Origin of the sequence: Curtobacterium sp. SORGH_AS_0776 (genome assembly GCF_031453355.1) — a bacterium.
Taxonomy (GTDB): Bacteria; Actinomycetota; Actinomycetes; order Actinomycetales; family Microbacteriaceae; genus Curtobacterium.
The window spans coordinates 1,609,572-1,636,018 of the sequence record NZ_JAVIYU010000001.1 but is presented as its reverse complement, the minus strand read 5'-3'; the positions used below and the strand labels follow the sequence as shown (position 1 = coordinate 1,636,018).

Below are 26,447 nucleotides of genomic sequence, written 5' to 3'. Positions count from 1 at the left end.
TTCGACTCATGACGTTGCTTCCCGAAGCCTGGCCGTCGCTCGATTTCGAGGATCTGCAGTGGCAGAGCCGGTACACGGAGCACGGCCCACGAGCCGCTCGCCGGGAAACGATCACCGAGCCGTACCGAGCAGCGGTCCCGCCCCGCATCGCGCACCGTTCCATGCGGCTGTCCGACGCCGTGTCGGTCCTCGCAGACGAGGCATCGACAGCACTCACGCGCTTCGATGAGTCCCTCGGGAGCGAGGTCGCGCCGTTCGCCCCGCTGCTGCTCCGCTCGGAAGCGGCTGCCTCGTCGCAGATCGAACACCTGACGGCGAGCGCGCGGCAGATCTTCACCGCGGAACTCGGCGGCGTCGGCAAGCGCAACGCAGGCGAGATCGTGTCGAACACTCGCGCGATGCGCACCGCGATCGAGTTGTCCGACCGGTTGACGACGGAGACCGTGCTGGCCATGCACGAAGTGCTGCTCCGCGGTGACCACCGGCACGAGGCCGGGCGGTTCCGCGAAGAGGCCGTGTGGATCGGCACCAGCGGGCGAACGCCGGTCGGCGCTGACTACGTGGCGCCGGCCTGGGAACGCGTCCCGTCGCTGGTCGACGACGTGATGGAGTTCGCGCGTCGACTCGACCTGCCCAGACTCGCGCAGGTCGCGGTGACGCATGCCCAGTTCGAGACGGTCCACCCGTTCACCGACGGCAACGGACGCACCGGCCGGGCGCTCCTCCAGGCGATGCTCCGGTCGAACGAACTCACCCAGAACGTGACGGTGCCGGTCTCCGCCGGCCTCCTCACCGACACCGCGGGGTACGTCCGAGCGCTCACCGACTACCGCCGGGGAGACATCGAGCCGATCATCCGTCTGGTCGCCGAAGCCTCCTTCGAAGCGATCGGCAACGCCCGCGAGCTCGTGGACGAGATCTCGTCGATCCGAGCGCGCTGGCGAACGGCCGTCACGGCCCGTCGCGACTCCGGCATCTGGCAGGCGCTCGATGTGGTCGCGCGGCAGCCCGTCCTCAACGCATCGACCCTCGCAGCCGAGATGGGCGTCGAGGCGAAGAACGTGTACCCCCACCTCGACCGACTCGTCGCCGCTGGCATCCTGACGAAGAAGAACGAGTACCAGCAGGGCATCCTCTTCCGGAACGACGAGGTGCTCGGGGCGCTCGATGCGTTCGCCGCACGCGCCGGACGACGCGGCTGAGCCGGGCGCGCGGGTCAGTACCAGCGGCGGACGAACTGCTCCAGGACGTTCTTCACCACCTGGACCGGGCCCGGCGTGGGCTCCCCGCTGTCGCGGCCGATCCGGCGCAGCAGGGCCGCCTGGGCATCCTCGTACTCGGCCACCTCGTCGGCGGAGTAGTCCGACGGCGGGACGGTCCGGATGGCGCTCACCGCCTCGAGCCGCTCCAGCCCCCACCGGAACCCGACCGGGTCCGGCGCCGCTTCGACGAGCGCCACGAGGGCTGCGTCGGAGTAGGTACCCCGGGGGTCGGCTGCGGCGGAGATGAAGTCCGTCAGCCCGCGGAGCGCCGGCTCCGACCCGCCGGCTCGCATGTGCACGCGCCGCGCTCGGCTGCAGAGGTCGTAGAGGAGTCCGTCGTCCACGGACCGAGCGTGGCACACCGGAGTGCCTCCACGCCACCAGGACTGGGTACTCCCCCGTCGGTCGTCGCACTCGTAGGCTCGGTCGCCGTGACCGACATCGCTCCCGGAGCCCACGTGCCCGCCACCCGACCCGACGCCGCGCCGACCGCTGGCGCCCCGACCGCGGTCGCTCCGCTGAGCCTCATCGCGGTCGTGGCCATCGCGCTCGCCTTCGTCGCGCCGATCGGCGGGGTCGTCGTCGGGTTCATCGCCCGCCGTGAGGTCCGGCGCACCGGCGAGCGCGGCGACGGCCTCGCCTTCGCGGCGGTGCTCATCGGCGCGACGCTGACGCTCGTCACGGTCGTGCTGCCGGCCGCCGTCGCCGCGTCCGGCTTCCTCGGGTTGGGCGTGCCCTTCGCCCTCGGCCTGCCGTTCGGCGAGGGCTCCTGACAGTCAGCTGCCGACGAGTGACGTGACCGCGTCGACGACGATCTGCCGTCGCCGCGCCGGCACCACCGCGCGCGTCAGGGCCTCGGACTCCGCTGAGGCCTCGCTCCAGAACGCCGCGAGGTGCAGCACGAGGCCGAGCAGCACGGCGGGTCGGTAGCTGCGCGGCAGGACGCCGGCCCGCTGCGCCCGCTCGACCTCGGCGACCATCGTGGTCCGGCGTTCGACGATCGCCTCGAGCGGAGCGGCCGCCGCGCGCTCGAGCCGGTGCCAGGTCGCCAGCCGCTGGGCCCAGGGCCGCTCGGTCCACGAGTCGTGCAACCGGCCGGCGAACCCGGGCAGGTCGTCGGTGTCGAGCGGGACGAGGTCGAAGGTCTCGGCGACGGTCTGCTCGACGAGGGCGTCGAACAGCCCTTCTTTGCTGCCGAAGTAGTGGAAGACCTGCGCTTTGTTGCTCGACGCGGCGGCGGCGATCCGCTCGACCTTGCCGCCGACGAGCCCCGCCGCGGCGAACTCGTCGCGCGCGGCGAGCAGGAGGCGTGCGCGGACGGCGTCGGCGGCTGGGGGCGTGAATCGTGCCATGCCGACCACCGTACCGATCCGGACGGTCGTCCCGGGGCGTCAGCGACCACCGTCCCCGCGGATCAGGACGACGCCACCGTGACGAACAGGTACACGGCGAGCGCGACCGAGCAGCACGCGATCGCGACGCGGAGGACCCCGTGCGGCACCCGCCGGGCGACGGTCGGTCCGATGAGACCGCCGACCACCGCCCCCGCGCCCAGGGCCACGGCGGCGGACCACACGACGTGCCCGGACACCGCGAACACGACCGCCGGCAACAGGTCCGCGGCGAGGAGCAGCACGTTCTTCACGGCGTTCGCACGGTGCAGGGACGGCTCCCCGGTGAGCAGCAGCACGGCGATCATGAGCACACCGGACCCGGCGCCGAAGTACCCGTTGTAGACGCCGACCCCGACGATCCCGGCCGCTGCGGCGGTGCCGTGCCCACCCGCGGCGTCACCGGCGGCCCGGGCACGACGACGGTCGTTGAACGGCTGCAGCAGCAGGAGCAGTCCCCCGGCGAGCACGAGGAACGGGACGATGCGGTCGAAGAGGTGTGCCGGTGTGACGACCAGGAGCACCGCGCCCGCGAGCGAGGCGGCGACGGTCGTCGGCATCCAGCGACGCAGGACCGCGGGTTCGGCGCGGACCTCGTGACGAGCCCGGAACGCGGAGCTCGCACCGCTGCCGATCAGCGCGACGGAGTTCGTGACGTTCGCGGCGAGCGGTGGGACCCCGACGGCGAGCAGCGCCGGGTAGGCCACGAGCGATGTGATGCCGCCGGCGGTGCCGATCACCCCGGCCACCACGCCCGCGACGACGAGGATCCCGACGGTCAGCACGCTCCATGCTGACACGGCGCGGTGGCCGGGGGTGCGATCAGTTGATGCAGGTGCCCTGCTTGCCGTACGCGTTGCCGACCGGGGTGGACGACGGGGTGGCCGCGGGCGCGGACGACCCGGCACCGGACGAACCGGAGGCGCCGGAGCCGGACGACCCGGAGCGAGCGCCCGAGCCAGCCGAAACCAAGCCCGTAGAGCCGGAGCCGGGCGAACCCGAACCCGCGCCGGAACCGGACCCGGCAGCGCCCGCGGCCCCGACCGTGCGCCCGTCGGTCCCGAGCACGAGCGTCACCCCCGACACCGTGGTCGAGCGGACCGCCGTGGCTCCGGGGACCGCCGCGACGACGGCCTTCGCGGCGGCCTCGGCGCCCTTCGGGTACTCGACCACCGTGGCCGCCGTGGTGGTGGTGTCGCTCGGCGCCCCGACCACGAACCCCTTCGCCGTGAGCGCTGCCGAGGCGGCTGTCGCACCGCCCGGCAGGGAGCCGCCGTTCTGCACGGACACGTGCACGCTCGACGGGGACGCCGCCTTCGCCGCCGTGTACGCCGCGGGCGCGCCCACGATGCCCTGGATGAACGCCGGCACCGCGCCGAAGTCCACCGCCACCGTCGAGTAGCCGTCGATGGTCGGGGTCCCCGCGGTGGGGATGGTCGTCGACCGGATGCTCGACAGGTCGATGCTGCGGAACGTGTTGACGAGGCTGGGGATGCTCAGGCCGTCGTCGATCTGCACGGCGTCCCCGACACCGTGCAGCAGGTCCGACACCTTCACCGGGTTGAGGAGGGTGCCGGCGGAGAGCACCTTCCGGGCCTCCTGCGAGAGGAAGTACTGCTGGCGGACCTCGCGGTCGAGGTCACCGCGCGGCAGCCCGTCGCGCTGCCGGACGAAGGAGAGCGCCTGCGAGGCGTTCAGCGTCGAGTTCCCCGCGGGGAGGTCGACGTTCGAGTTCGGGTCGTGGGCTGGTTCGTTCAGGCAGACCTGGATCGGCCCGAGCGCCTTCACGAGCTGGTAGAAGCCGAGCAGCGAGACGCGCACGAAGTGGTCGATCTGCAGGCCGCTGATGTTCTCGATGGTCTGGATGAGGAGGCGCATGCCCCCGGCGTCACCGCCGCCGTTCGCCGCACCGTCCGAGAACGCGCTGTTCAGCTTGAACGTGCCGTGGCCGGGGATCGGCACCCACGAGTCGCGCGGGAACGAGATCATCGTCGCGCTGCCCCCGCCCGCGGGGATGTGCAGCACGATCATGGTGTCGGTGTTCGTCGCCCCGTCGTCGAGCTGCGTGCCGAGCTCGGCGAGCTCCTGCGGGGTGGCATCGGCCGGACGGTGGTCGTCCCCGACGAGCAGGATGTTCTCGGCCGACCCGTCGACGTCGGCGGACGCCGAGGGGTGCGGGAGCGCCACGTGCACCTTGGTCACGGCGCTGTCGAGCTGCGCGTAGGACCAGGCCGCGTACCCGCCCGTGAGCACGAGTGCCATCGCGAGGACGCCGCCGATCGCCGGGAAGAGGGTGCGAGCTGCGCGCCGCTGGCGACCGTGTCGCACGGCACCGCGCTCGGTCGGCACGATCGGGTGCTGGCCCCCGTCAGGTTCGTCATGCATGGCGTCACCCTAGGGACGGTCGCTGCACGCGTGCGGAATCCGCCTGCGGAGCGGTTCAGCGTCCGACGCGCGAGAGCGACTCCGACAGGGCGTCCCTCGTCGCGAGGAGCCGCTGCGCCCGCGCGTCCATGTCGTCCCGGATCGCGACGACCTGGTCGATGATGCCCGGGCACTGGTCCTCGACCTTCCGGCCGCGGGTGCACGGCAGGACCTGTTCGATGAGCGCCGTCGGCAGCCCGAGGTCGAGGAGCATCTTGATCGTGCCGACGGTCTCGACGTCGGACTCGTCGTAGTCGCGGTAGCCGTTGGCCCGGCGCTCCGGTCGGATGAACCCGAGCTGCTCGTAGTAGCGCAGCGACCGCGCACTCGCCCCGCTGGCCCGGCTCAGATCGCCGATCTGCATCGTCGCTGCTCCTCGCTTGACCTTGACACTGATGTCAGAGTTTAGCGTGCCGTCCATGCAGATCTTCGTCATCGGCGGCACCGGCTACTTCGGCTCGGTCCTCGTCGAACACCTCCGTTCCGCCGGCCACTCCGTCACCGCGCTCGCCCGCTCCGAGCAGAGCGCCGCCCGCCTGCGAGCGGCCGGCGCAGTACCCGTCGCCGGCTCGATCACCGACACCGAGGTGCTCCACACCGCAGCCGCGGCGGCCGACGCGGTGGTGTACGCCGCCTCGGACTACGCACCGACCGCGCAGTCGACCGAGGACGAGCTCGCGGCCGTCCGCGCCGTCACCGCCGGAGCAGCAGAACCCGCCGGAACGAACGGAACGCCGGGAACCACCGGGACCTCGGGCACCGCCCCGAAGCCCGTCGTCTACACCTCCACCGGACTCGTCTACGGCTTCGACCCGACGGACGTCACCGAGGACGCAGTGCTCCCCGAGGTCAGCGCCCAGCCGGTCAAGGCACAGGCCGAACGCATCGTGCTCGGCGCGCCGGGCATCACCGGGATCGCCGTCCGCGCCGGGCTCGTCTTCGGTCGCGGCGGGACCGGGCTCGTCACCGGCCTCATCGAGGCCGCGGTCACGAACGGCGCCGCGACGTACATCGGCGACGGTACGAACGCCTGGTACCCCGTGCACGTCGACGACCTCGCCGACCTGTACGTCCGGGCGATCGAGCACCCGGTCGCCGGCGTCGTCAACGCGGTCGGTTCGGTGCCGTTCACCTTCCGGGAACTCGCGGAGGCGATCGGCACCCTCACCGGCACCCCGAGCGTCTCCGTCCCGCTCGAGGTCGCCGAGGCGCAGATGGGCCCGGCGGTCCGGACGCTGACGACGTCCACGCACCTCCTCGCGACGAAGGCACGGGCCACCTACGGCTGGGACCCGTCGGAGCGGTCACTCGTCGAGGACGTCCGGAACGGGTCCTACACGGCTCCGCCGCGCCCCTGACTCACCGCGCTGGCGGGGACCAGACCGGTGTCCCGCCGACGGCCTCGGCGATGCGTCGACTGACCGCGCCGAGCTGCCGCACCTGGGCCGGCGTGAGCGCGTCGAAGACCACCCGCCGGACGAGCGCCTGGTGCGCCGGCGTGGACGCCACGACCTGCTCGTGCCCGCTGTCGGTGAGCACCGCGAGGGTGAACCGCCCGTCGGTCGGGTCGACCACGCGGCGGATCCACCCCTTCTGCTCCAGCCGGGTCACCGCGCGGGACAGCCGCGACAGGGTGCAGCTCGCGGCGGCGGCGAGCACGCTCATCCGCAGCGTCCGGTCGGGTTCGCTGTCGAGGGCGAACAGGACGCCGTGCTCGAAGTGCGTCAGGCCGGCGTCACGCTGCAGCTGCGCGTCGAGTGCGGTCGGCAGTCGTTCGAGCACGGTCGCGAGGGCGACCCAGACCTCGAGCTCCTCAGCGGTGAGCCCGGTGGAGGCGACGTCGTCCGGCATGGGGAGAGCGTACCACCGTGACTTGCTCAGGCAAGTGAACCTGCGTACATTGACTTGCCCAGGCAAGTGAACTGACACGACAGGAGTACGACGTGGATCTCGACATCAGAGGCCGGACGGCGTTCGTCAGCGGCTCCACGCAGGGCATCGGGTACGCCGTCGCAGCAGCCCTCGCGGCGGAGGGAGCCCGCGTCGTGCTGAACGGACGAAAACGCACGGGGGTCGACGCTGCCGTCGCCCGGTTGCGAGCGGCACTTCCCGGCGCCGAGGTGTCCGGGATCCCGGCGGACTTCGCCGACCCGGCGCAGGTGGACGCGCTGCTCGAGCAGCTCCCGGAGGTCGACGTGCTCGTGAACAACGTCGGACTGTTCGGCCTGGCCGACTTCGGATCGGTCGACGACGCCGAGTGGCAGCGGTACCTCGACGTCAACCTGATGAGTGGCGTCCGGCTGTGCAGGGCACTGCTCGACCCGATGCTCGAGCGCGGCTGGGGCCGGATCGTGTTCGTCGGCAGCGAGTCCGGCGTGAACGTGCCCGTCGACATGGTGCACTACGGCGTCACGAAGGCCGCCGTGATCGCGCTCGGCAACGGCCTGGCGAAGCGGACCCGCGGGACCGGCGTCACCGTGAACACCGTCCTCGGCGGCCCGACCTGGTCCGACGGGGTCGCGGCCACGATCGAGACGATCGCGGCCGCGCAGGACGCCCCGGTCGAGGCCGTGCAGGCCGCGGTGATCGGGCAGAACCGCACGACCCTGCTCGAACGGTTCATCCGGCCCGAGGAGATCGCGGACCTCGTCGCCTACCTCGCCAGCCCGCGGGCGTCCGCCACGAACGGTGCGGCGGTCCGCGCCGACGGCGGGGTGCTCACCGGGATGCTCTGATCCGGACACCGGCCACGAACGGGACGGGAGGCGCGGTGCGAGCCCGCACCGCGCCTCCCGTCCGTCCCGTCGTCGGTGCGGTCAGACCCGCTCCCAGGTGACCGTGCGCCGGTCGGACGGCTCGACCTCGCGCACCGGCCCGGTGACGCGGACGACCGCACGCGCCGTGGCGGACCCGGGGACGGGCGCGGGGCCGGTCCCGCCGCCCACCGCGACGATCCCGTCGGCGCGCACCCCCACCGGTCGGTCCGGACGCCGCGGCGTGGGACGCGATCCAGACCTCCACGTCCCCGGGTTCGACCACCTTCCGCAGGGCGCGGTCGGTGAACGCGAGGCGCTGGACGGGCACGCTGAACCGCAGGCGCACGGACTCCCCCGGGCCGAGCGCGACCCGGGCGTACCCGAGCAGCTGGGCGACCGGCCGGGTGACGCTCCCCTGCACGTCGTGCCCGTACACCTGCACCACGTCCTCGCCCGCACGCTCCCCGGTGTTCCGGACGGTCACCCATGCGTCGAAGGCCCCCGCGCTGGACACGGTCGGGTCGACGACGAGGTCCTCGTACGCGAAGGAGGTGTACGAGAGCCCGAACCCGAACGGCCGGACGGGCGTCGAGTCGGTCGCGGTCACGTCGGACGGCCCGCCGAGGCGCGGGTGCAGGTACGTGTACGGCTGGGCACCGGCAGCCCGCGGGAGCGAGACCGGCAGGCGACCGGACGGTGCGGCGGCGCCGGTGAGGAGCTCCGCGATCGCGAGACCACCGCCCTCGCCGGGGAAGAACGCCTGCACCGTCGCGGCCGGACGGGGAGCGTCGCCGTCGAGCGCCCACCCGATGGCGTACGGCCGTCCGGTCAGGAGCACGACGACGGTCGGCGTGCCGGTGGCGACCACCGCCTCGACGAGCTCGCGCTGGACGCCCGGCAGGTCGAGGGACTCGGTGTCGTTCCCCTCGCCGACGGTCCCGCGGCCGAACAGTCCGGCCTGGTCGCCGACGACGACCACCGCGACGTCGGAGCGCTCCGCGACCGCGACCGCGTCGTCGAACCCGGAGCGGTCGTCGCCGGTCACGGAGCAGCCCGCGGCGAACCGGACGGTGTCGGCCCCGAGCGACTCCGTCAGCGCCTCGCGCACGGTCGGGATGGCGAAGCCGAGCGGCAGGTCGGGGTGCGCGGCGAGCACGTGGTTGGCGAAGGAGTAGCACCCCTGCAGGGCCTCGGCGCGATCGGCGTTCGGCCCGATCAGCGCCACCGACGCCCCCGGGGCCAGGGGCAGGACCGGGGCCTCGGGTCCGTTCGACAGCAGCACGAGCGACCGCGCCGCGAGCGCCTTCGCGAGCGCCCGGTGCCGAGGGGTGTCGAGGTCGATCCCGGTCGGTGGCTCGTCCTCGAACGCGTCCGGGTCGAGCAGCCCGAGCCGCTCCTTCTGCCGGAGCACGCGGAGCACAGCGCGGTCGACGAGCGCCTCGTCGACGTCACCGGAGCGGACACGGTCGACGAGCGGCGCGAGGTAGGCGTCCCCGGTGGGCAGCTCGACGTCGATGCCCGCGGTGAGTGCGAGTGCGGCCGCTTCTCCACGGTCGGCGGCGACGCCGTGCATGACCTCGAGGAACGCGACCGAGAAGTAGTCGGCGACCACCGTGCCCTCGAACCCGAGGCGGCCGCGGAGCAGGTCGGTCAGCAGGTCACCGTTCGCAGCGACCGGCACGCCGTCGACCTCGGCGTACGAGTTCATGACGCTCCGGGCCCCGCCGTCGCGCAGTGCCATCTCGAACGGCGGCAGGAAGACGTCCGCGACCTCGCGCGGCCCGGCGTGCACGGGAGCGTGGTTCCGCCCCGCCTGCGACGCGGAGTACCCGAGGAAGTGCTTGAGGGTCGCGTCCACCCCGGCGCGCTGCAGGCCACGGACGTACGCGGTGCCGATCGTCCCGACGAGGTACGGGTCCTCGCCGATGCACTCGTCCACCCGCCCCCACCGCGGGTCGCGGACGACGTCGAGCACCGGGGCGAGGCCCTGGTGCACGCCGAGCTGTCGCATCGAGTCGCCGATCGCCTCGCCGACCTGCTCGACGAGCTCCGGGTCGAAGGCGGCGCCCCACGCCAGCGGCGTCGGGAACGTGGCGGCCTTCCAGGCGGCGAGCCCGGTGAGGCACTCCTCGTGCACGAGTGCCGGGATCCCGAGTCGCGTCTCGCGCTTGAGTCGTCGCTGCTCCGACCACAGCCACGCCGCGCGCTCGTCCGGCTCGACGGGGCGGGTGCCGTAGACGCGGGTGAACTGCCCGAGGCCGTGGCGCGTGACGTCGGCCAGGGTGCGGCCGTCGGCGTCGTCGTGCGCCGCCATCTCCCCCTGCATCGGGGCGACCACGCCGTTCTGGTCGAGCCAGTAGCCGACGAGCTGCGCGGTCTTCTCCTCGAGCGTCATGGCGGCGAGCAGGGCGGTCGCGCGGTCCGCGCCGGTCGCGTCCTCGACACGGCGCGGGTCGGACTGGAGGCGCGGCTCACGCCCGACGGTCCGCGTCGCGTCCGTCGCCGTCACCCCTTCACCGCCCCGGTCAGGCCGCCGACGATGCGCTTCTGGAAGATCGCGAAGAACACGAGCGCCGGGATCATCGAGAGCGACGTGAACGCGAGCACCCGGGCGGTGTCGACCGAGTACTGGGACGCGAACGCCTGGACCCCGAGCGGCAGCGTGTAGGTCGACGCGTCGTTCAGGATGAACAGCGGCAGGAGGTAGCTGTTCCAGCTGCCGATGAACGCGAGGATGCCGACCGTCACGACGCCGGGGAGCGACAGCGGGACGACCATGCGGAAGAAGAACCCGAGCTTGCTCGCGCCGTCGATGGCGGCCGCCTCCTCGAGCTCGTCCGGGATCGCCCGGAGGAACGGCACCAGGATGATGACCGTCGTCGGCAGGGCGAACGCGATCTGCGGGAGGATCACGCCCGCCAGGTTGTTCGTCAGGCCGAGGTCCTTCACGAGGATGTAGAGCGGCGTGATGGCGACCGTGATCGGGAACATCAGACCGGCCGCGAACAGCGAGTAGAGCGCGCCGCTCCCCCGGAACCGGTACCGGGCGAGCACGAAGCTCACCATGAGGCCGAGCACGACCACGCCGAGGGTGGTGGTGACGCCGGCGATCACCGAGTTGCCGAGCTGCTGCCAGAACACGCCGCTCGTCAGGACGTTGACGTAGTTGCCGATCTGCCACGGGTTCGGCAGCCCTGCCGGGCTCGCGGTGATCTGCGAGTTCGTGCGGAACCCGCCGAGCACGATGTACGCGACCGGCCCGATGCACACGGCGATGAACAGCAGCGCGATGAAGTACGTGCCGAGGTTGCGCTCACGCCGGACGGGTCCGGTGTCACGCTGGCGGCGCTTCGGCGCGACGATGGAGGCGGTGGCGGTCATCGGTCGCTCTTCTCGGTCAGGGCGCCGGCGGTGTCGCGGCGCAGGACGAACCGCTGGTAGACGAGGGCGACGACCAGCGAGATGAGGAAGATCACCACGGCGACGGCGTTGCCGTACCCGTAGTTGCCGGACAGGCGGCCGTTGCCGACCATGTAGGTCGCCATCGTCGAGGTCCCGGCGGTCGAGGCGATGTACTGCCCCCAGATGATGTAGACGAGGTCGAACAGCTGGAGCGACCCGATGATCGACAGGAACGCCCAGATGCGGAGCGTCGGTCCGAGGAGCGGCAGCGTGATGCGTCGCTGGATCTGCCAGTAGCTCGCGCCGTCGAGCTGCGCGGCCTCGAACAGTTCCTCGGGGATGCTCTGCAGGCCGGCGAGGAAGAGGATCACCGCGAAGCCGATGTACTTCCACGAGATGATCCCGAGCAGGGTCCACAGCGCGATGTCCGGGTTCGACAGCCAGTCGTTGCGCAGGCCGCCCAGACCGATGCTCTGCAGCAGGTCGTTCAGGGCACCGCTCGACTGGAGCATGAGGCTCCACCCGGTGCCGACGATGACCTCGGAGATGACGTACGGCAGGAAGATGAGGACGCGGATGAGCCCGCGGCCGCGGATGCGCTGGTTGAGCAGCAGCGCGAGCACGATCGCGATCGGACCCTGCACGACGAGCGAGCCGATGACGATGAACAGGTTGTGCCAGAGCACCGCCCGGAAGTCGGGGTCGGTGAAGATCACCGTGTAGTTCTGCAGGCCGACGAAGTCGACCGGGGCGCCGTAGCCCTGCCACTTGTAGAAGCCGTAGTAGGCGGCGAGTGCGACGGGCAGGATGACGAACCCGACGAACATGATCACCGCCGGACCGGCGAGGACGGCGATCTCGACCCGGGTGCGGACGTCGGTGCCCTTGCGGGCCCGGCGGGCCGGGGCCGACGGCGAACCGTCGGCCCCGCCCGTGCGACGCCCCGTCCCGGCCGGCGCTTCGTTCGAGCGCGGTGCGACGGAGGTGGTCATGTGTCTCAGCCCTTCGCCGCGGCCTGGTTGACGGTCGACACGATGTCCGAGACGGACCCCTTGCCGGCGAGCAGGTTGACGACGCTGGTGTTGAGCGCGTTGCCGACGTTCTGGCCGTAGAGCGTGTCGAGGTAGTTCGAGACGAACGGGGCGTCGTTGTACGCCTTGAGCACCGTGGTCAGGTACGGCTCGGTCACGACCGACTGCGCGTCCTTGTTCGCGGGGATCGAGTTGAACGCCTTGTAGTAGTTCTCCTGCACGCTCTTCGTGGTGACGAAGTTGAGGAAGTCGGTGCAGGCCTTCTTCGGGGCCTTCGCCGAGCAGGAGAGCCCGCCCACGGCGCCCATCATCGAGCCGGGCGCACCCTTGCCGCCGGAGACCTCCGGGAACGGGAAGAAGCCGAGGTCCTGCAGCGGCTTGCCGTCCGGGGTGAGCGAGGAGATCACGCCCGGGTCCCAGGCGCCCATGAGCTCCATCGCGGCCTTGTGGTTCGCGACGAGACCGGCTGAGCTGCCGGCGCCCTGCTGGGCCGAGGTGGTCAGGAAGCCGTCGTTGAAGGGCTTCGTGTCGAAGAAGGCCTTGGTGTCCTCACCGGCCTGCTTCCAGCACTTGTTGTCGAACTTCAGGTCCTGCGCGGTCTTGTTGAGCACGTTCGACGAGCAGGCCCGCAGTGCGAAGTTGTAGTACCAGTGCGCCGCGGGCCAGGCGTCCTTCGCACCGACGGCGACCGGCTGGATGCCCTTGTCCTTGAGCTTCTGGATGTCGGCGTTCAGCTCGTCCATCGTGGTCGGCGTGCCCTCGATACCGGCCTCCTTGAAGAGGTCCTGGCTGTACCAGATGCCCTCGGGGTCGACGTTCGTCGGCATCGCCCAGGTCTTGCCGTTCAGTTCGAAGGCCTTGAACGATCCGTCGCTGATCCCGCTCTTGGCACCGGAGCCGATCGAGTCGGAGATGTCCAGCAGCTGGCCGGCGTTGACCATCGCGGCCATCTTGCCGCCGCCGCGCTGCGAGAACACGTCCGGGGCGGAGTTCGAGTTGAGGGCGGTCTGGAGCTTGCCGTCCAGGTCCTCGTTCTGGATGGCCTGGATCTTGATCGTGACGTTCGGGTTCTTCGCCTCGAACGCCTTGACGGTGTCCTGCCAGAAGGCCTTGCCCGGCCCGGTCGTCGAGTTGTTCCAGAAGGTCATCGAGACCTTCCCGTCGCCGCTGTCGCCCCCGGCGGCGTCGCTGCCGGCCGAGCAGCCTGCGGCCACCAGTGCTGTCGCCCCGATCAGCGCGATGGCTGCCGTGGCACGGATCTTCCTCGTCATCGTGGATCTCCTGAAGTGTCGTCGTTGACAATCAGCGACATCGACTGCCGCTGCGGAGAGCGTGCCAGGTGCCATCAAGCCATGTCAATCGATATCGATAACGTTTTCTTTACCAATTTGCGCGTCAGCTCAGCGGTACGGTGTGCACATGGACACGGCCCTCGGCATGCGTCCCGGAGCCGGCCGGGTCACCATCGCGGACGTCGCACGCGCTGCCGGGGTCTCGATCCCGACCGTGTCGAAGGTGATCAACCAACGCGACGGCGTCGCCCCCGCGACGATCCTGCGCGTGCAGGAGGTCGTCGAGCAGCTCGGCTACGAGACCTCGCTCGTCGCACGCAGCCTCCGCAGCTCGCGGACGAACGTCATCGGCATCCTCGTCACCGAGTTCGAGCCGTTCTCGACCGAGCTCCTGCGCGGGGTGTCCGGCGCCACGACCGGCACCGGGTACGAACTGCTCGCCTACGCCGGGCTCGTGACCGGTGCCGAGCAGAAGGGATGGGAACGCCGGTCGCTCTCGCGGTTGTCCGGCACGCTCATCGACGGCGCGATCGTGGTGACCCCGAGCACGGCGCTCTCGACTTCGTCGATCCCGGTCGTGGCGATCGACCCGCACACCGGCCCCGAGGGGCACGCCACGGTCGACTCCGACAACGAGGCCGGGGCCGTCCAGGCAGTCGAGCACCTCGTCGCGCTCGGGCACACCCGGATCGCGCACCTCCGGGGTCGTCCAGACCTGGCGTCGGCACAGCTGCGCGAGGCCGGCTACCGACGCGCACTGGCGGCAGCGGGCCTGTCGGTGGACGAGTCACTCGTCCGCGACGGCGGCTACCAGGAGGACCGTTCGGCCGAGGTCGCCCGCGACCTGCTCGCCGGACCGGACCGTCCGACCGCGGTGTTCGCGGCGAACGACTCGTCGGCGGTCGGTGTGCTCCGTGCCGCAGCCGAACTCGGACTCAATGTGCCCGGGGACCTGTCGGTGGTCGGGTTCGACGACGTGCCCCAGGCCGCGACCACCACGCCGCCGCTGACCACCGTCGCACAGCCCCTCGTCGAGCTCGGCTCGCGGGCGGTCGAGATGCTCCTCACGATGCTGCGCGGCGAGCCGACGTCGGACCACGTCCGGCTGCCGACGACCCTGCGCGTGCGCCGGAGCACCGGACCGGCGCCCGCGGACCGCTGACACCGCGCGGCGGACCGCACCGTCAACGCCGCACCGTCAGCGGCGGACCGCACTGTCAGCGCCGCAGCGTCTGCTTCGGGTACTCCCCGAACCGCTCCGCGTACGCCGCCGAGAACCGCCCGAGGTGCGCGAACCCCCACCGGCGCGCGACGTCCCCGACCGCCCCGGCGAGCGGATCGGTGTCCAGCAGCTCGGCGCGCACCCGGTCGAGGCGCACCTGCCGCAGGTACGTCAGCGGGGACACGTCGAACACCCGACGGAACGACTCCTGCACGGAGCGCACGCTCAACCCGGACGCCGCCGACAGGTCGCCGATCGTGACGGGCTCCGCGGCGTGGTCGTGGACGTACTCGACCGCGGCGCGGAGCCGGGCGTTGCGCGGTTGCCCGAGCACGGCGGGCAGGTCGTCGAGTTTCGGCGGGAACATGTCGAGGAAGACCTCGGCAGCGGTGACCTTGGCGGCCTGCCAGGCGACCGAGTCCGTGCCGCCGACGCGCAGCGACCGTGCGAGCGCCGTCAACGCCCCCTGCCAGCGCCGCGCCGTCTCGGACCCCGGCACGTGTCGGTCGTCGAAGCGCAACGCGTGGTCGCCGACGTCGGTGCGCGTCACGGCGACCCGGCGGACGAACGCTCGATCGAGGTGCACGACCCGCTGGTCGTAGTCCGCGGTGCGGAAGGCGTAGTCGTGGTCCGGCGGGAAGAGCGCCGGGGCGTCGAGCGGCAGGACGTACCGCTCCCCCGACCGTTCGATCTCGGCGGTGCCGGAGCTGATCCAGGTCACGACGTAGTCGCCACCGGCCGGCACCACCCCGGAGAGGGCGCCGCGCAACTGGGACCGGCGGATGGTCACCTCCGCGTCGCCGATCGCCGTGTACCGGTAGTCGAACGGCGCCTCGGTCACTCGCGCGTCCCACCGCTCCCCGCGGTAGACCGCGCCGAGATCGCGCGCGGCGTCTTCCGGACGGCCGCCGGACACCTCGAACCGGACGGTCGCAGGTGTCGCGGTCTGCTCGTCGCCGAAGTCGTCGGTCAGCGGGTCAGCCATGCGACCTCCCGCACTGCGGTTGTCCGGATTCCGTGCCACCCCTCGTTATCTGGATACGCTGGTCGGGTGAGCGCGGCGTATCGTTGCGCGGAACCGATCCGCACCGAAGGGGCGACCGCGTGAGTGAGATCGACCTGATGGCCGCCGTCACCCGGCTCGAAGCCGCGATGGGAGCGCTCCGCGGTCGACTCCGCGAACACCTGTCGGTCTCCGGCTCCGACCTGACCGTGCTGCAGTTCGTCGCCCGCGCCGAGGCCGCCGAGCGGAAGGTGCGGGTGAAGGACCTCGCGTCGCACCTCGGCCTGAGTGGCCCGGCAGTCACGGGCACGGTCGATCGGCTCGAACGGGCGGGACACCTGTGCCGTGTCCCGAACCCGGACGACGGCAGGAGCCGGTACATCGAGCTGACCCCCGAGACCGAGCGTGCGTACGCGTCGGCGATGGACAGCACGAACGAGCATCTGCACGAGCTGTTGTCCTCCTTCACGGATCGGGAGCGGGCGAAGTACGTCCGGGTCATCGACAGGGTCATCCAGGCGCTCGAGTTCGGCGCCCCGACCCCTTGACGGCAGAGTACGGGCGCTGGCGAGCGCACCTCGAACGTTTGTCCACCAAGCGCACTTAGGTAAATTCCCGACCTACTTTGCCGGACGCGGAACGCTCTCGCCCGTACCGTCACGAGGGGACGCCCCCGATCGGGGGTACGAGGACGACGGGGAGGAAACCATGGGCAAGTACGAATCCCAGCAGGGCGTCGACCCGGTGCGCATCGAGACGTTCCGTCGGATGCGCAAGCGGTGGAAGTACGGCGAGCTGCAAGACGGTGCGGGCCTCTACGAGGACTTCTTCACCGACACCGATCGCGACCCGCGTCGCCGCTGACGACGGGTCGCGATCGGACGGGAGGCGCGTGGCGGGTCCGCCACGCGCCTCCCGTCCCGTTCCGGGCCCGGTTCAGCCCTTCACCGCGCCCGACGTCAGACCGGACACGATCGACCGGCGGAACACCAGCACGAGGATGACGATCGGCACCGTCGCCGCCACGCTCGCCGCGAAGATCTGGGCGAACGGCACGGTGAACTGCGTCCCGAACAGGGCGATACCGACCGGGATCGTCCGGAACGAGTTCTCGCTGTTGAACGTCAGCGCCATCAGGAACTCGCTCCACGACGCCGTGAACGTGAACACCCCGACCGTGAAGAGCCCCGGCTTCGCCATCGGCAGGATCACGGAGAGCACCGTGCGCCAGGCTCCGGCACCGTCGATCTCGGAGGCCTCCTCGATCGTCGAGGGGATCCCGACGAGGTAGTTCCGCATGATCCAGATCGCGAAGGGCAGGTTGAACGCCACGTACGGCACGATCAGCCCCGGGTAGGAGTTGAGCAGCCCGAGGTTCCGCTCGAGCAGGTACAGCGGGGTCAGCACGGCGATCGCCGGGAACACCGAGAGCATGAGCAACGAGGTCATGATCGCCGTCCGCCCGCGGATCCACCGCCCGGCGAGCGCGTACCCGGCGAGGAACGACAGCGCGAGCACGATCACCGTCGTCGACACCGACACGATGACGCTGTTCACCATGTACTGGCCGAGCGCGTTGTCGCGGAACGCCACCACGAAGTTGTCGAGGGTGAACGACTGCGGGAAGGCGGTCGGCGGCGACTGCCCGATCTCGGACGCCGGCTTGAGCGACGTCGACACGAGCCAGTACAGCGGCAGCGCGGTGAGCACCGCGATGACGACACCACTGACGTTGACGGTGTTGACCCACTTCCGCCAGCCCTTGCGGACGCGTTGACGGGGCATCAGGCATCCCCTCCCTTCGCCTGGTTCCGGAACGCCCGGAGGAACAGCAGACACCCCGCCGCGACGATGATCGCCGTGGACGTCGCGATCGCCGCACCGGGGCCGATGTTGATGTCCTGGAAGAGCACCTTGTAGCCCATGATCGCGAGCGACTGGGTGGCGGTGCCCGGACCGCCGTTCGTCAGCACGAACGGCAGGTCGAACACGCCGAACGCCTGCAGGATGCGGAACAGCACCGCGATGGTCAGGGTCGGCGTGAGCTGCGGGAGCACCACCCGCCAGAACGTCTGCCAGGTGCTCGCGCCGTCGAGCTCGGCCGCCTCGTAGTGGTCCTCGGAGATCTGCACGAGCCCCGCGAGCAGGATGATCGCCACGAACGGCGTCGTCTTCCAGATGTCCGCGACCATCAGCCCGGTGATCGCGGGCACCGGTTCGCCGAGGATCACCGGGGCCTCGCCGAACAGCCCGAAGAACCAGGTCGCGACGCCGTACGTCGAGTCGTAGATGTACTTCCAGAGCTGCGCGTTCACGATCGTGACGAGCGACCACGGGATGAGCATCAGCGCCAGCATCCATCCCCGGGTCGCCCCGAGCCGCTCGAGCACGAGGGCCACGAGCATGCCGAGCACGAGCTCGACGAACACCGTCACGACCGTGTACAGCACGGTGAACCCGAGCGCCCGGTACCAGTCCGCGCTCTGCAGCAGGGCCGCGTAGTTGCCGAGGCCGAACGACCGGATCGTGAACCCCTCGTAGCCGACCTCGACGTCCGCGAAGCTCAGGACGATCGAGTAGACCACCGGGAAGATCGTCACCGCCGCGACGACCAGGAGCGCCGGGGCCGCGAAGCCCCACGCGCCCCGCGCGCGGATGCGGTCGAGACGCGACCGCCCGCTGAGGCGGGGCGGCGGGTCGAGGCGACCCGCGCCTCCTGGACGGGTCGACGACCGCGTCGCGGTGCCGGCGCTCACAGTGCCTCGCCTTTCAGGGCGAGCGCGATGGCCGACGCCATCGTGCTCGTGCCGCCGTCGACGGACGCCTGGCCGCCGAGGATGCTGTTGCCGTTCTGGTACACACCCTGCGAGACCTTCGGGTAGTACGCCGTCGACGTCGGACGGGGCACGAGGGTGATGCCCGCGGCGGTGTCGTACGTCGGGCGCTGCTGGCGCTTCGCGTCCTCGCTCGTGAGCGACTCGCTCCGGGCCGGCAGGACCCCGCCCTCGCGGGTGAGGAACTGCTGCGCCGTCTCGCTCGACATCCAGCTCGCGAACGTCAGCGCTGCTGCGGGCTGCTGCGTGTGCGGGTTGATGTAGTTGCCCCACCCGCCGATGGTCGAGTGGTGCTCGTCCTGCCCGTCGAAGGTCGGCCGCGCGGCGAGTCCGACCTTGCCGGCGACCTGGCTGTCCGGCCCGTTCGCGATGCCCCACGCGTACGACCAGTTGCGGAGGAACGCCGCTCGGCCGCCCGAGAACGCGTCGTTCGTGTCCTGCTCCTGGTACGTCAGGGTGGCGCGCGGGCTGGCGCCGTCGGTGATCAGGGACCGCATGAACTCGAACGCACGTTTCGTCTCCGAGCTCGTGGTCTCGGGTCTCGTCAGGTCGTCGTTGAGCAGCGAGCCGCCGGCGTCCGCGACGAACTCGGTGACGTTGCAGGTGAGGCCCTCGTACACGTCGCCCTGGAACGCGAACCCGTAGCTGACGTCGCCGGTGTCGACGAGCTTCGCCGCGGTCTCGCGCACTTCCTCCCACGACCCCGGAACCTGCAGGGAGTGCTTGGCGAGCAGGTCCTTCCGGTACAGGAAGAACGACTCGTCGATGTAGAGCGGGAACATGTAGTACGTGCCGTCGACGCTCGCGGCCTGCCGGAGCCCCTCGGGGAACTGGTCGAAGAAGTCCGCACCGACGAGCTCGTTCACCGGGGTCGCGAGCTTGTTCTTCGCGAACTGCCCCGGCCACGCGACGTCCCCGAGGTAGACGTCCGGGGTGCTGCTGCCCGCGGCGATCTGGGTGGTCAGGCTGGTGCGGTTCGTGTCGGTGTCGCTCGGGGCGCTCACGATGCGCACCCGGATGTTCGGGTGCTCCTTCTGGAACTCGGCGATGAGCCGACGCCGCAGGTCCCCGCCGTCCTTCGACGCGACCTGGCCGGCCCACCAGCTGATCGTGACGTCACCCTCGGGAGGGTCAGTCGGCCACTCCTGGACCGTGGTGCGCTCGGGTCGGGTGGAGCAGCCGGCGAGCAGCAGCACCCCCGCTCCCCCGAGCAGGAACATCCTGCGGTCGATCGCCATCACGTCCTCCTCGACGTCCCCTGGTGCGAACCTGTACGTCCACACAACCAAACCGACCCTGGGTGCCCGGTGGGTGCGGCGACGGGAGGCGCGGTGCGGGGCCGACCCGCGCCTCCCGTCCGTGGGGCGGTCGCGTCCGCCCGCGGCGAGGCCCCGAGACTCGGCCATGCGGACACATTCGCGGTGTCGGAGCCGCGAACGTGTCCGCCCAGGCGAGACTCGGCGAGCGCCCTGCGCGCCCCGCGCGCCGGTCAGGCGGGCGCGGGTGCCGTCGACTCGGCCGTGCGGAGGGTGCAGGGCAGCAGGAAGTGCGGCAGCTCGTCGGACTTCCCGTCGAGTTGGTCGATGAGCGCGTCCGCCGCACGGGTCCCGAGTTCGCGCCCCGGAGCCACCATCGTCGACAGCCGCGGGTAGTGCTGGTCGGCGTTGGCCTCGGACGAGGCGATGCTGAGCACCGAGACGTCCTCCGGTACCCGGCGCCCGGCCGCGTACAGGCCGACGAGCAGCCCAGCGGAGGAGTCGTCCTTCATCACGAGCACGGCGCTCACGCCGGGGTCGAGCGCGAGCATCTCGCTCGCCGCGGCACGTCCGCCGTCGCTCCCCGGACCCGCGGTGACCACGGTGCCGCCGAGCCCACGCGCGGCCGTCACCTGCCGGAAGGTGGCCTCGGCGCGGAGGTGCGGCGCGTAGCCGGCCATCGGCGTGCCCTCGAGGTCCTCGAGCACGAGCGCGAACCGCCGGTGCCCGAGCGACTGCAGGTGGTCGATGCTCGACTCGATCGTGGTCTCGAAGTCGATGTCGACGAACGGCAGACCACTGCTGTCCCGGGTGCGGCCGATGAGCGTGAACGGCACGTCGAGCGCGGTGAGGACGGCGACGCGGGGGTCGTCCATCCGCACCTCCATGAGGATCACACCGTCGACGAGTCCCCCGGAGACGAGGTCGTCGAGATCGTCGCCGGCGGGGTCGACCGGCCAGAGCACGAGATGGTAGCCGCGCTCGGACGCCCGCTCGGCAGCGCTCATGAAGAACTGCGAGGTGGTCGGGCTGAAGCGGTTGCCGGTGGTCGGGAACAGCAGCGCGATGATCCGGGTGCGGCGGCTCGCGAGCGCCCGAGCGACGACGTTGCCGCGGAACTTCAGCTCGCGCATCGCCGCCTGCACGCGGGCGGTCGTCGCGGGGGTGACGTACTTCGTGCCGTTCACGACGAAGGACACGGTGGCGATCGACACACCCGCCCGATCGGCGACCTGCTGCATCGTGGCCATGCCGCTCAGCCTACCGTCCGGGATGCGAAAAAAGCGCTTTACAGGTGAAGCGCTTTTCTGTTAGCTTCTCGCCCCAAGGAACACAGCGACGATGACGTCAGCGGATTCGTGGTTGCGCGCCTGCCCCCTGCATCCGTCAAGAGAAGAGCTCTGCAATGAAGCAAAGATTCCCCTCCCCGTCGCGCCGGACCCGCGCCCTCGTCGGCGCGGTCGCCGTGCTCGCCACGATCCCCCTGGTCCTCACCGGGTGCTCCGGTTCCGGATCGGCCTCGTCCGGTGGGAGCAAGGCCCTGACGATCGAGGACTACTACGACGCGACCTACAACCCCGTGTACAAGCAGTGCGCGAAGGACGTCGACGCGACGGTCACGATCAACCACGTCGCCGGTGCCGGTCTGATCTCGAAGGTGCTGCAGCAGGCGTCCTCGCGGACCCTGCCCGACGTGCTCATGCTCGACAACCCCGACGTGCAGCAGATCGCGGCCTCCGGGGCACTCTCCGACCTCAGCGACTACGGCCTCAGCGCCGAGGGCGACGTCCCCGGCGTGAAGGCGGCGAGCACCTACAAGGGCAAGCTCTACGGCCTGCAGTCGAACACGAACTCCATCGCGCTCTACTACAACAAGAAACTGCTGGCGGACGCCGGCGTGCAGCCGCCCAAGACCTGGGACGAGCTGAAGGCCGCCGCGAAGAAGCTCACCTCCGGGTCCACGTACGGCTTCGCGATGAGCAACATCAACACCTACGAGGGCACCTGGCAGTTCCTGCCCTTCTTCTGGTCGAACGGCGGTGACGAGAAGGACATCGCGACGCCCGAGGCCGCGCAGGCCCTGCAGCTCGTCGAGGACCTGCAGAACGACGGCTCGATGTCGAAGAGCTCGATCAACTGGGCCCAGGCCGACGTGAACAGCCAGTTCCTCGCCGGCAAGGCCGCGATGATGATCAACGGCCCGTGGCAGCTGCCGGCCCTGAACGCGAAGAAGGGCCTCGAGTTCGACAGCGTCCCGATCCCGACCCGCACCGGCTCGGAGACCGTCGCACCGCTCGGCGGCGAGGCGTTCACCGTCCCGCAGACCGGCGACAAGGACAAGATGCAGCTCGCCGCCAAGTTCGTCGGCTGCCTCCACTCGCAGAAGACGCAGAAGGCCCTCGCCGAGGTGAGCGGCAACGTGCCGACGAACCTCGAGGCCGGCGCAGCATGGGCGTCCGACCACCCGCAGGTGGCCTCGTTCGTCACGACGGTGAAGACCGCCCGTGCCCGCACCGGTGAGCTCGGACCCGACTGGCCCAAGGCCGCGACGAAGATCTACACCGCCGTCCAGCTCGCCCTGACGGGCAAGGCCGACCCCGAGGCAGCGCTCGAGCAGGCGCAGTCCCAGAGCCAGTAGTGCACGAGGGAGCCGGCCACCCGGCCGGCTCCCTCCCCACCCTCGGAAGGAGCGGTTCCGGCATGAGCGCCACGACACAGACCCGACCACGGACCCAGGCGTCCGTCCCACCACCACGACCCGGCCAGCGCCGCGCGCGCATGCGGATCGGGATCACCCGATGGCTCTTCGTCATCCCGGCCGCACTCTTCGTGGCCGTGTTCTTCGGCTACCCGGTCGTGAAGAACATCATCATGTCCTTCCAGGACTACACGACCAAGACCTTCTTCACGGGCGAGGCCCCATGGGTCGGGCTCGGCAACTACATCCAGGTGTTCCAGAGCTCGGTCTTCGCGACGAGCGTCGTGAACACCGCGCTGTTCACCGCCGGCTCGATCATCCTGCAGTTCGTGATCGGCCTCGCCCTCGCACTGTTCTTCCGGCGGCACTTCCCGCTGTCGGGGTTCTTGCGCGGACTGCTCCTCCTGCCGTGGCTGCTCCCGCTGATCGCGTCCAGCGCGGTCTGGAAGTGGCTCCTCGACCAGGACAGCGGCGCGCTCAACCAGCTCCTCGGCGTGGTCGGCATCGCCCCGGTGCCGTGGCTGGTCAGCCCGAGCCTCGCCCTCATCGCCGTCATCGGCGTGAACGTCTGGCTCGGCATCCCCTTCAACACGACGATCCTCTACAGCGGGCTGCAGTCCGTGCCGCCGGAGCTGTACGAGGCCGGCGCGCTCGACGGCGCCACGGGCTTCAAGGCGTTCTGGTACATCACCTGGCCGAGCATCCGGAGCGTGGTGAGCGTCGTGATCGTGCTCGGGGTCGTCTACACGCTGAAGGTCGTGGACATCATCCTCGGCCTCACCGGTGGCGGCCCGGCGAACTCCACGCAGACCCTGGCCACGAACGCCTACCACCAGTCCTTCATCAACTTCCAGTTCGGCATCGGAGCCGCCGTGAGCAACGTGCTCATCGTCGTCTCGTTCGTCTTCGCGATGGTCTACATCGCGATCTCCAGGAAGGCGGTCGACGAATGAGCGTCGGACTCGCGAACCAGACCGTCACCGCCACCAGGGCGATCACCACGAAGCGCAGTGCACGGGTCCCCGGACCGAAGCGCGGCGTCAAGGGCATCCCGCTCACGATCCTCGGCTGCGTGTTCCTCGCGATCATGGTGTTCCCCGTCTACTGGATGGTGAACACGAGCCTGCAGGCCACGTCCGGGGCCGCCACTGCGACCTGGTTCCCGTTCTCCCCCACCTTCCGCGGGTACGAGACCGCGTTCGCCCAGCAGGGGCAGAACTTCCTGTCGAGCATGATCATCGGCCTCGGCACCGTCGTGCTGACCCTGGCGATCGCGACCCCGGCCGCCTACGGGCTGGCTCGGTTCAAGATGCGCGGCACCCGGGTGTTCCTGCTCGTGCTGCTCATCACGCAGATGATCCCGGCGATCGTCATCGCGAACGCGCTCTACACGCTGTTCAACAACGTCGGGCTGCTGAACAGCTACATCGGGCTGATCCTGGCCGACAGCGCCGTCCAGGTGCCGTTCGCCGTGCTGCTCATGCGTGCGTTCATGGAGTCGATCCCGCCGAGCCTGGTCGAGGCCGCGCTCGTCGACGGCGCGAACGACTTCCGGGCGTTCATCTCGATCGTCCTGCCCATCAGCCGGAACGCCATCGTCACGGCGGCGCTCTTCACGTTCCTCGGCGCCTGGGGTGACTTCCTCATCGCGCTCACCCTGACGTCGACGACCGCGGTCCGGCCGATCACGCTCGGCATCTACAACTACATCGGTTCGAACGTCACCGACTGGGGGCCCGTCATGGCGACGTCGGTCCTCGCGTCGCTGCCGGCGGCCGTGCTGCTCATCGTTGCCCAGCGGTACATCTCCGCCGGCGCTCTCGGCGGCGCCGTCAAGTGACGGCAGCCCACGCCGGGCTGCCGGCGACGACCACGAACCCCAGCCAGAAAGGCACACCATGACCACCACCCCGCTGCGCATCACCGTCTGGGGCGAGAACGTCCACGAGCAGGTCGAGCAGCACGTCGCCGAGCGGTACCCCGACGGCATGCACGGCGCCATCGCCGACGGCATCCGCGAGAACCTCCCGGACGCCGTCGTCCGCACCGCCACGCTGCAGGAGCCCGAGCACGGCCTCACCGACGAGGTCCTCGCCCAGACCGACGTCCTCACCTGGTGGGGCCACGCCGCACACCAGGACGTGGACGACGCCGTCGTCGACCGCGTGCACAAGCACGTCCTGTCCGGCATGGGCCTCGTCGTGCTGCACTCCGGCCACTGGTCGAAGATCTTCGGGAGGCTGATGGGCACGACCTGCACGCTCCGGTGGCGCAGCGAGCACGACCAGGAGCTCGTCTGGACCGTGAACCCGCAGCACCCCATCACGCGCGGCGTCCCGAACCCGATCGTCATCCCCGAGCAGGAGATGTACGGCGAGTACTTCGACGTCCCGACCCCCGACGAGCTCGTGTTCATCTCGGGCTTCACCGGCGGCGAGGTGTTCCGGAGCGGCATGACCTACCGCCGCGGCCTCGGGAAGATCTTCTACTTCTCCCCCGGCGACCAGGACTTCCCCGTGTACCACCACAAGGACGTCCGACGCGTGATCGCGAACGCCACCGAGTGGGCGCGGCCGGAGCGTGAGCGGGAGATCCCGACACTGCGCCGGTACGACCTCGGCGAGTACTTCGACGGCCAGCACTACCGCGGCCCGTTCGACGACGCACCGGTCGAGGAGCACGAAGGGGCACAGGCATGACCCTCCGCGTCGTGCAGGTCGGCGCCGGCGGCATGGGCCGCGCCTGGCTCGCCACCGTCGCGGCCGACCCGGACGTCGAGCTGGTCGGCATCGTCGACCTCGACCTCGACGCCGCCCGGGCCGGAGCCGCGGTCGCCGGCGACCCGACGATCCCCGTCGGCACCGACCTCACCGCCCTCGCCACCGAGACCGGTGCCGAGGCCGTCCTCGACATCACCGTCCCGGTCGCGCACCACCCCGTCACGCTCGAGGCCCTCCGCGCCGGACTCCCCGTCCTGGGCGAGAAGCCCGCGGCGCAGACGGTCGCCGAGGCGCTGTCGCTCGCGGCCGCCGCCGAGGCCACCGGCAAGCTGTTCATGGTGTCGCAGTCCCGGCGGTACAACGACCACCTCGTCGCCTTCCGGCAGCACGTCCGTGGGCTCGGGGGCGTCGGCGGGCTGAGCACGCGCTTCGCCAAGGCCCCGCACTTCGGCGGCTTCCGCGAGGAGATGGACGACGTCCTCCTGCTCGACATGGCGATCCACGCGTTCGACTCCGCGCGCTACGTGCTCGAGCGGGACCCGGTGTCGGTGTACTGCGAGTCGTGGAACCCGGCGTGGTCCTGGTACCGGGGCGACGCCGCGGCCGCCGCGGTCTTCACGTTCGAGGACGACGTCCGCTACGTGTACGACGGCTCGTGGTGCGCACCGGGTGCCGAGACCTCGTGGAACGGCGACTGGCGCGCCTCCGGACCCGCGGGCACGGCGCTGTGGGACGGCGACCACGACCCGTGGAGCGACCTCGACGGCACGCCGGGCGCACCGGACGCGGCCCCGAGCGTCGGCAACGAGATCGCCGGCGCACTCGCGTCCTTCGTCCGTGCGGTCCGCTCCGGCGAGCGCCCCGACGGCGAGGTGCACGGCAACGTGATGAGCCTCACGATGGTGGACGCCGCGATCGCGTCCGCCCGCACCGGGCGGCGCATCGTCATCGACGAGGTCCTCGAGCAGGCGCACGCCACGGCGCTCGAGGTCGAGCAGGACGAAGCCATCCGGGAGCGGCTCGCGTCGTGGGGTTCGGTGCGCAGCGCGCTCGCGACGGGGTCGCCGGACACGGCCGCGCTCGGCTGAGCGACGCTGGCGGTCCAGGAGGCGCGGTGCGGGTCGCGACGCGACCGTCGCGCCGGGCGCGGTGCGGG

General features: G+C 70.8%; 27 protein-coding genes. 12 read left to right on the top strand and 15 right to left on the bottom strand.

Annotated features, from left to right (window positions below; genetic code table 11):
- Nucleotides 1–8: 8 nt before the first annotated feature.
- Nucleotides 9–1,202, top strand: coding sequence for a Fic family protein (locus tag QE359_RS08295; RefSeq protein WP_309778806.1), 1,194 nt, complete (start codon nt 9–11; stop codon nt 1,200–1,202).
- Between the two features lie 14 nt (nt 1,203–1,216).
- Here QE359_RS08295 and QE359_RS08290 read toward each other — a convergent pair whose 3' ends face one another.
- Nucleotides 1,217–1,606 (bottom strand): hypothetical protein, encoded by a 390-nt coding sequence (locus QE359_RS08290; protein WP_309778805.1) that lies wholly within the window; start codon nt 1,604–1,606, stop codon nt 1,217–1,219.
- An 87-nt stretch (nt 1,607–1,693) separates the two neighbouring features.
- On the opposite strand from QE359_RS08290, the gene QE359_RS08285 reads away from it, so the two are divergent.
- Nucleotides 1,694–2,035: a DUF4190 domain-containing protein gene (locus tag QE359_RS08285; RefSeq protein ID WP_309778804.1), complete on the top strand. Its 342-nt coding sequence runs from the start codon at nt 1,694–1,696 to the stop codon at nt 2,033–2,035.
- 3 nt (nt 2,036–2,038) lie between these two features.
- Here QE359_RS08285 and QE359_RS08280 read toward each other — a convergent pair whose 3' ends face one another.
- The 4 genes from QE359_RS08280 to QE359_RS08265 all read right to left on the bottom strand — a co-directional run bounded on the left by QE359_RS08280 (nt 2,039) and on the right by QE359_RS08265 (nt 5,441).
- Complete coding sequence (locus QE359_RS08280) at nt 2,039–2,614, bottom strand: TetR family transcriptional regulator (protein WP_309778803.1); 576 nt, start codon at nt 2,612–2,614, stop codon at nt 2,039–2,041.
- Nucleotides 2,615–2,676: 62 nt separating this feature from the next.
- On the bottom strand, nt 2,677–3,438 hold the full coding sequence (locus tag QE359_RS08275; RefSeq protein WP_309778802.1) for a sulfite exporter TauE/SafE family protein: 762 nt from the start codon (nt 3,436–3,438) through the stop codon (nt 2,677–2,679).
- 37 nt (nt 3,439–3,475) lie between these two features.
- The gene (locus tag QE359_RS08270) at nt 3,476–5,038 is read right to left on the bottom strand and encodes an LCP family protein (RefSeq protein ID WP_309778801.1); all 1,563 of its coding nucleotides are present in this window, start codon (nt 5,036–5,038) and stop codon (nt 3,476–3,478) included.
- A gap of 55 nt (nt 5,039–5,093) precedes the next feature.
- Nucleotides 5,094–5,441, bottom strand: coding sequence for a MerR family transcriptional regulator (locus tag QE359_RS08265; protein WP_071303125.1), 348 nt, complete (start codon nt 5,439–5,441; stop codon nt 5,094–5,096).
- Between the two features lie 55 nt (nt 5,442–5,496).
- On the opposite strand from QE359_RS08265, the gene QE359_RS08260 reads away from it, so the two are divergent.
- Nucleotides 5,497–6,435, top strand: a complete 939-nt coding sequence (locus QE359_RS08260) for an NAD-dependent epimerase/dehydratase family protein (protein ID WP_309778800.1) — start codon at nt 5,497–5,499, stop codon at nt 6,433–6,435.
- Between the two features lies 1 nt (nt 6,436).
- Here the strand turns inward: QE359_RS08260 and QE359_RS08255 are convergent, their stop codons facing one another.
- On the bottom strand, nt 6,437–6,928 hold the full coding sequence (locus QE359_RS08255; protein WP_309778799.1) for a MarR family winged helix-turn-helix transcriptional regulator: 492 nt from the start codon (nt 6,926–6,928) through the stop codon (nt 6,437–6,439).
- A 92-nt stretch (nt 6,929–7,020) separates the two neighbouring features.
- Here QE359_RS08255 and QE359_RS08250 point away from each other — a divergent pair, with 92 nt between their 5' ends.
- A complete protein-coding gene (locus QE359_RS08250) occupies nt 7,021–7,812 on the top strand; it encodes an SDR family oxidoreductase (RefSeq protein ID WP_309778798.1) in 792 nt (263 codons plus the stop codon).
- Here QE359_RS08250 and QE359_RS08245 read toward each other — a convergent pair.
- Genes QE359_RS08245 through QE359_RS08230 form a run of 4 tightly spaced genes read right to left on the bottom strand, consistent with a single transcriptional unit; the run spans nt 7,796 to nt 13,537 of the window.
- A complete protein-coding gene (locus tag QE359_RS08245; RefSeq protein WP_396127725.1) occupies nt 7,796–10,342 on the bottom strand; it encodes a glycoside hydrolase family 3 N-terminal domain-containing protein in 2,547 nt (848 codons plus the stop codon). The genes QE359_RS08250 and QE359_RS08245 overlap by 17 nt on opposite strands.
- Nucleotides 10,339–11,214 carry a carbohydrate ABC transporter permease gene (locus tag QE359_RS08240; protein WP_309778797.1) on the bottom strand — a complete coding sequence of 292 codons (876 nt, stop codon included), beginning with the start codon at nt 11,212–11,214 and terminating at the stop codon, nt 10,339–10,341. The genes QE359_RS08245 and QE359_RS08240 overlap by 4 nt, the downstream gene beginning before the upstream one ends.
- Nucleotides 11,211–12,227 carry a sugar ABC transporter permease gene (locus QE359_RS08235; RefSeq protein WP_309778796.1) on the bottom strand — a complete coding sequence of 339 codons (1,017 nt, stop codon included), beginning with the start codon at nt 12,225–12,227 and terminating at the stop codon, nt 11,211–11,213. Before QE359_RS08235 ends, QE359_RS08240 begins: the two co-directional genes overlap by 4 nt.
- 5 nt (nt 12,228–12,232) lie before the next feature.
- Nucleotides 12,233–13,537: an ABC transporter substrate-binding protein gene (locus QE359_RS08230; RefSeq protein WP_070416820.1), complete on the bottom strand. Its 1,305-nt coding sequence runs from the start codon at nt 13,535–13,537 to the stop codon at nt 12,233–12,235.
- Between the two features lie 148 nt (nt 13,538–13,685).
- Here QE359_RS08230 and QE359_RS08225 point away from each other — a divergent pair, with 148 nt between their 5' ends.
- The gene (locus QE359_RS08225) at nt 13,686–14,720 is read left to right on the top strand and encodes a LacI family DNA-binding transcriptional regulator (RefSeq protein ID WP_309778795.1); all 1,035 of its coding nucleotides are present in this window, start codon (nt 13,686–13,688) and stop codon (nt 14,718–14,720) included.
- Between the two features lie 55 nt (nt 14,721–14,775).
- Here QE359_RS08225 and QE359_RS08220 read toward each other — a convergent pair whose 3' ends face one another.
- Nucleotides 14,776–15,765, bottom strand: a complete 990-nt coding sequence (locus QE359_RS08220) for an AraC family transcriptional regulator (RefSeq protein ID WP_309778794.1) — start codon at nt 15,763–15,765, stop codon at nt 14,776–14,778.
- A gap of 119 nt (nt 15,766–15,884) precedes the next feature.
- Here QE359_RS08220 and QE359_RS08215 point away from each other — a divergent pair, with 119 nt between their 5' ends.
- Complete coding sequence (locus tag QE359_RS08215) at nt 15,885–16,331, top strand: MarR family transcriptional regulator (protein ID WP_309778793.1); 447 nt, start codon at nt 15,885–15,887, stop codon at nt 16,329–16,331.
- A 160-nt stretch (nt 16,332–16,491) separates the two neighbouring features.
- Nucleotides 16,492–16,647, top strand: coding sequence for a hypothetical protein (locus QE359_RS08210; protein WP_309778792.1), 156 nt, complete (start codon nt 16,492–16,494; stop codon nt 16,645–16,647).
- 72 nt (nt 16,648–16,719) lie between these two features.
- Here QE359_RS08210 and QE359_RS08205 read toward each other — a convergent pair whose 3' ends face one another.
- The 4 genes from QE359_RS08205 to QE359_RS08190 all read right to left on the bottom strand — a co-directional run bounded on the left by QE359_RS08205 (nt 16,720) and on the right by QE359_RS08190 (nt 21,123).
- A complete protein-coding gene (locus QE359_RS08205; RefSeq protein WP_083295042.1) occupies nt 16,720–17,568 on the bottom strand; it encodes a carbohydrate ABC transporter permease in 849 nt (282 codons plus the stop codon).
- Nucleotides 17,568–18,539, bottom strand: a complete 972-nt coding sequence (locus tag QE359_RS08200) for a carbohydrate ABC transporter permease (protein ID WP_175473726.1) — start codon at nt 18,537–18,539, stop codon at nt 17,568–17,570. Before QE359_RS08200 ends, QE359_RS08205 begins: the two co-directional genes overlap by 1 nt.
- Nucleotides 18,536–19,855 (bottom strand): ABC transporter substrate-binding protein, encoded by a 1,320-nt coding sequence (locus QE359_RS08195; RefSeq protein WP_309778791.1) that lies wholly within the window; start codon nt 19,853–19,855, stop codon nt 18,536–18,538. Before QE359_RS08195 ends, QE359_RS08200 begins: the two co-directional genes overlap by 4 nt.
- Before the next feature lie 251 nt (nt 19,856–20,106).
- Nucleotides 20,107–21,123 (bottom strand): LacI family DNA-binding transcriptional regulator, encoded by a 1,017-nt coding sequence (locus QE359_RS08190; protein ID WP_309778790.1) that lies wholly within the window; start codon nt 21,121–21,123, stop codon nt 20,107–20,109.
- Between the two features lie 155 nt (nt 21,124–21,278).
- Between QE359_RS08190 and QE359_RS08185 the strand changes: the two genes are divergently transcribed.
- The 5 genes from QE359_RS08185 (at nt 21,279) to QE359_RS08165 (ending at nt 26,379) form a co-directional block, all read left to right on the top strand.
- Complete coding sequence (locus QE359_RS08185) at nt 21,279–22,511, top strand: sugar ABC transporter substrate-binding protein (protein ID WP_309778789.1); 1,233 nt, start codon at nt 21,279–21,281, stop codon at nt 22,509–22,511.
- 62 nt (nt 22,512–22,573) lie between these two features.
- Nucleotides 22,574–23,524, top strand: coding sequence for a carbohydrate ABC transporter permease (locus tag QE359_RS08180; protein WP_374115124.1), 951 nt, complete (start codon nt 22,574–22,576; stop codon nt 23,522–23,524).
- Nucleotides 23,521–24,411 (top strand): carbohydrate ABC transporter permease, encoded by an 891-nt coding sequence (locus QE359_RS08175; protein ID WP_229086959.1) that lies wholly within the window; start codon nt 23,521–23,523, stop codon nt 24,409–24,411. The genes QE359_RS08180 and QE359_RS08175 overlap by 4 nt, the downstream gene beginning before the upstream one ends.
- A gap of 58 nt (nt 24,412–24,469) precedes the next feature.
- The gene (locus tag QE359_RS08170; protein WP_309778788.1) at nt 24,470–25,270 is read left to right on the top strand and encodes a ThuA domain-containing protein; all 801 of its coding nucleotides are present in this window, start codon (nt 24,470–24,472) and stop codon (nt 25,268–25,270) included.
- Entirely contained in the window at nt 25,267–26,379 is a 1,113-nt protein-coding gene (locus tag QE359_RS08165) for a Gfo/Idh/MocA family oxidoreductase (RefSeq protein WP_309778787.1), read from the top strand. Before QE359_RS08170 ends, QE359_RS08165 begins: the two co-directional genes overlap by 4 nt.
- The last annotated feature ends 68 nt before the right edge of the window (nt 26,380–26,447 follow it).

Coding starts and splice junctions, on each gene's coding strand:
- QE359_RS08220 (WP_309778794.1), bottom strand. CDS start 15,765: ATGGCTGACCCGCTGACCGACGACTTCGGCGACGAGCAGACCGCGACA.
- QE359_RS08230 (WP_070416820.1), bottom strand. CDS start 13,537: ATGACGAGGAAGATCCGTGCCACGGCAGCCATCGCGCTGATCGGGGCG.
- QE359_RS08185 (WP_309778789.1), top strand. CDS start 21,279: ATGAAGCAAAGATTCCCCTCCCCGTCGCGCCGGACCCGCGCCCTCGTC.
- QE359_RS08190 (WP_309778790.1), bottom strand. CDS start 21,123: ATGGCCACGATGCAGCAGGTCGCCGATCGGGCGGGTGTGTCGATCGCC.
- QE359_RS08240 (WP_309778797.1), bottom strand. CDS start 11,214: ATGACCGCCACCGCCTCCATCGTCGCGCCGAAGCGCCGCCAGCGTGAC.
- QE359_RS08270 (WP_309778801.1), bottom strand. CDS start 5,038: ATGCATGACGAACCTGACGGGGGCCAGCACCCGATCGTGCCGACCGAG.
- QE359_RS08260 (WP_309778800.1), top strand. CDS start 5,497: ATGCAGATCTTCGTCATCGGCGGCACCGGCTACTTCGGCTCGGTCCTC.
- QE359_RS08170 (WP_309778788.1), top strand. CDS start 24,470: ATGACCACCACCCCGCTGCGCATCACCGTCTGGGGCGAGAACGTCCAC.
- QE359_RS08175 (WP_229086959.1), top strand. CDS start 23,521: ATGAGCGTCGGACTCGCGAACCAGACCGTCACCGCCACCAGGGCGATC.
- QE359_RS08265 (WP_071303125.1), bottom strand. CDS start 5,441: ATGCAGATCGGCGATCTGAGCCGGGCCAGCGGGGCGAGTGCGCGGTCG.
- QE359_RS08210 (WP_309778792.1), top strand. CDS start 16,492: ATGGGCAAGTACGAATCCCAGCAGGGCGTCGACCCGGTGCGCATCGAG.
- QE359_RS08280 (WP_309778803.1), bottom strand. CDS start 2,614: ATGGCACGATTCACGCCCCCAGCCGCCGACGCCGTCCGCGCACGCCTC.
- QE359_RS08295 (WP_309778806.1), top strand. CDS start 9: ATGACGTTGCTTCCCGAAGCCTGGCCGTCGCTCGATTTCGAGGATCTG.
- QE359_RS08195 (WP_309778791.1), bottom strand. CDS start 19,855: ATGGCGATCGACCGCAGGATGTTCCTGCTCGGGGGAGCGGGGGTGCTG.
- QE359_RS08205 (WP_083295042.1), bottom strand. CDS start 17,568: ATGCCCCGTCAACGCGTCCGCAAGGGCTGGCGGAAGTGGGTCAACACC.
- QE359_RS08235 (WP_309778796.1), bottom strand. CDS start 12,227: ATGACCACCTCCGTCGCACCGCGCTCGAACGAAGCGCCGGCCGGGACG.
- QE359_RS08255 (WP_309778799.1), bottom strand. CDS start 6,928: ATGCCGGACGACGTCGCCTCCACCGGGCTCACCGCTGAGGAGCTCGAG.
- QE359_RS08225 (WP_309778795.1), top strand. CDS start 13,686: ATGGACACGGCCCTCGGCATGCGTCCCGGAGCCGGCCGGGTCACCATC.
- QE359_RS08180 (WP_374115124.1), top strand. CDS start 22,574: ATGAGCGCCACGACACAGACCCGACCACGGACCCAGGCGTCCGTCCCA.
- QE359_RS08165 (WP_309778787.1), top strand. CDS start 25,267: ATGACCCTCCGCGTCGTGCAGGTCGGCGCCGGCGGCATGGGCCGCGCC.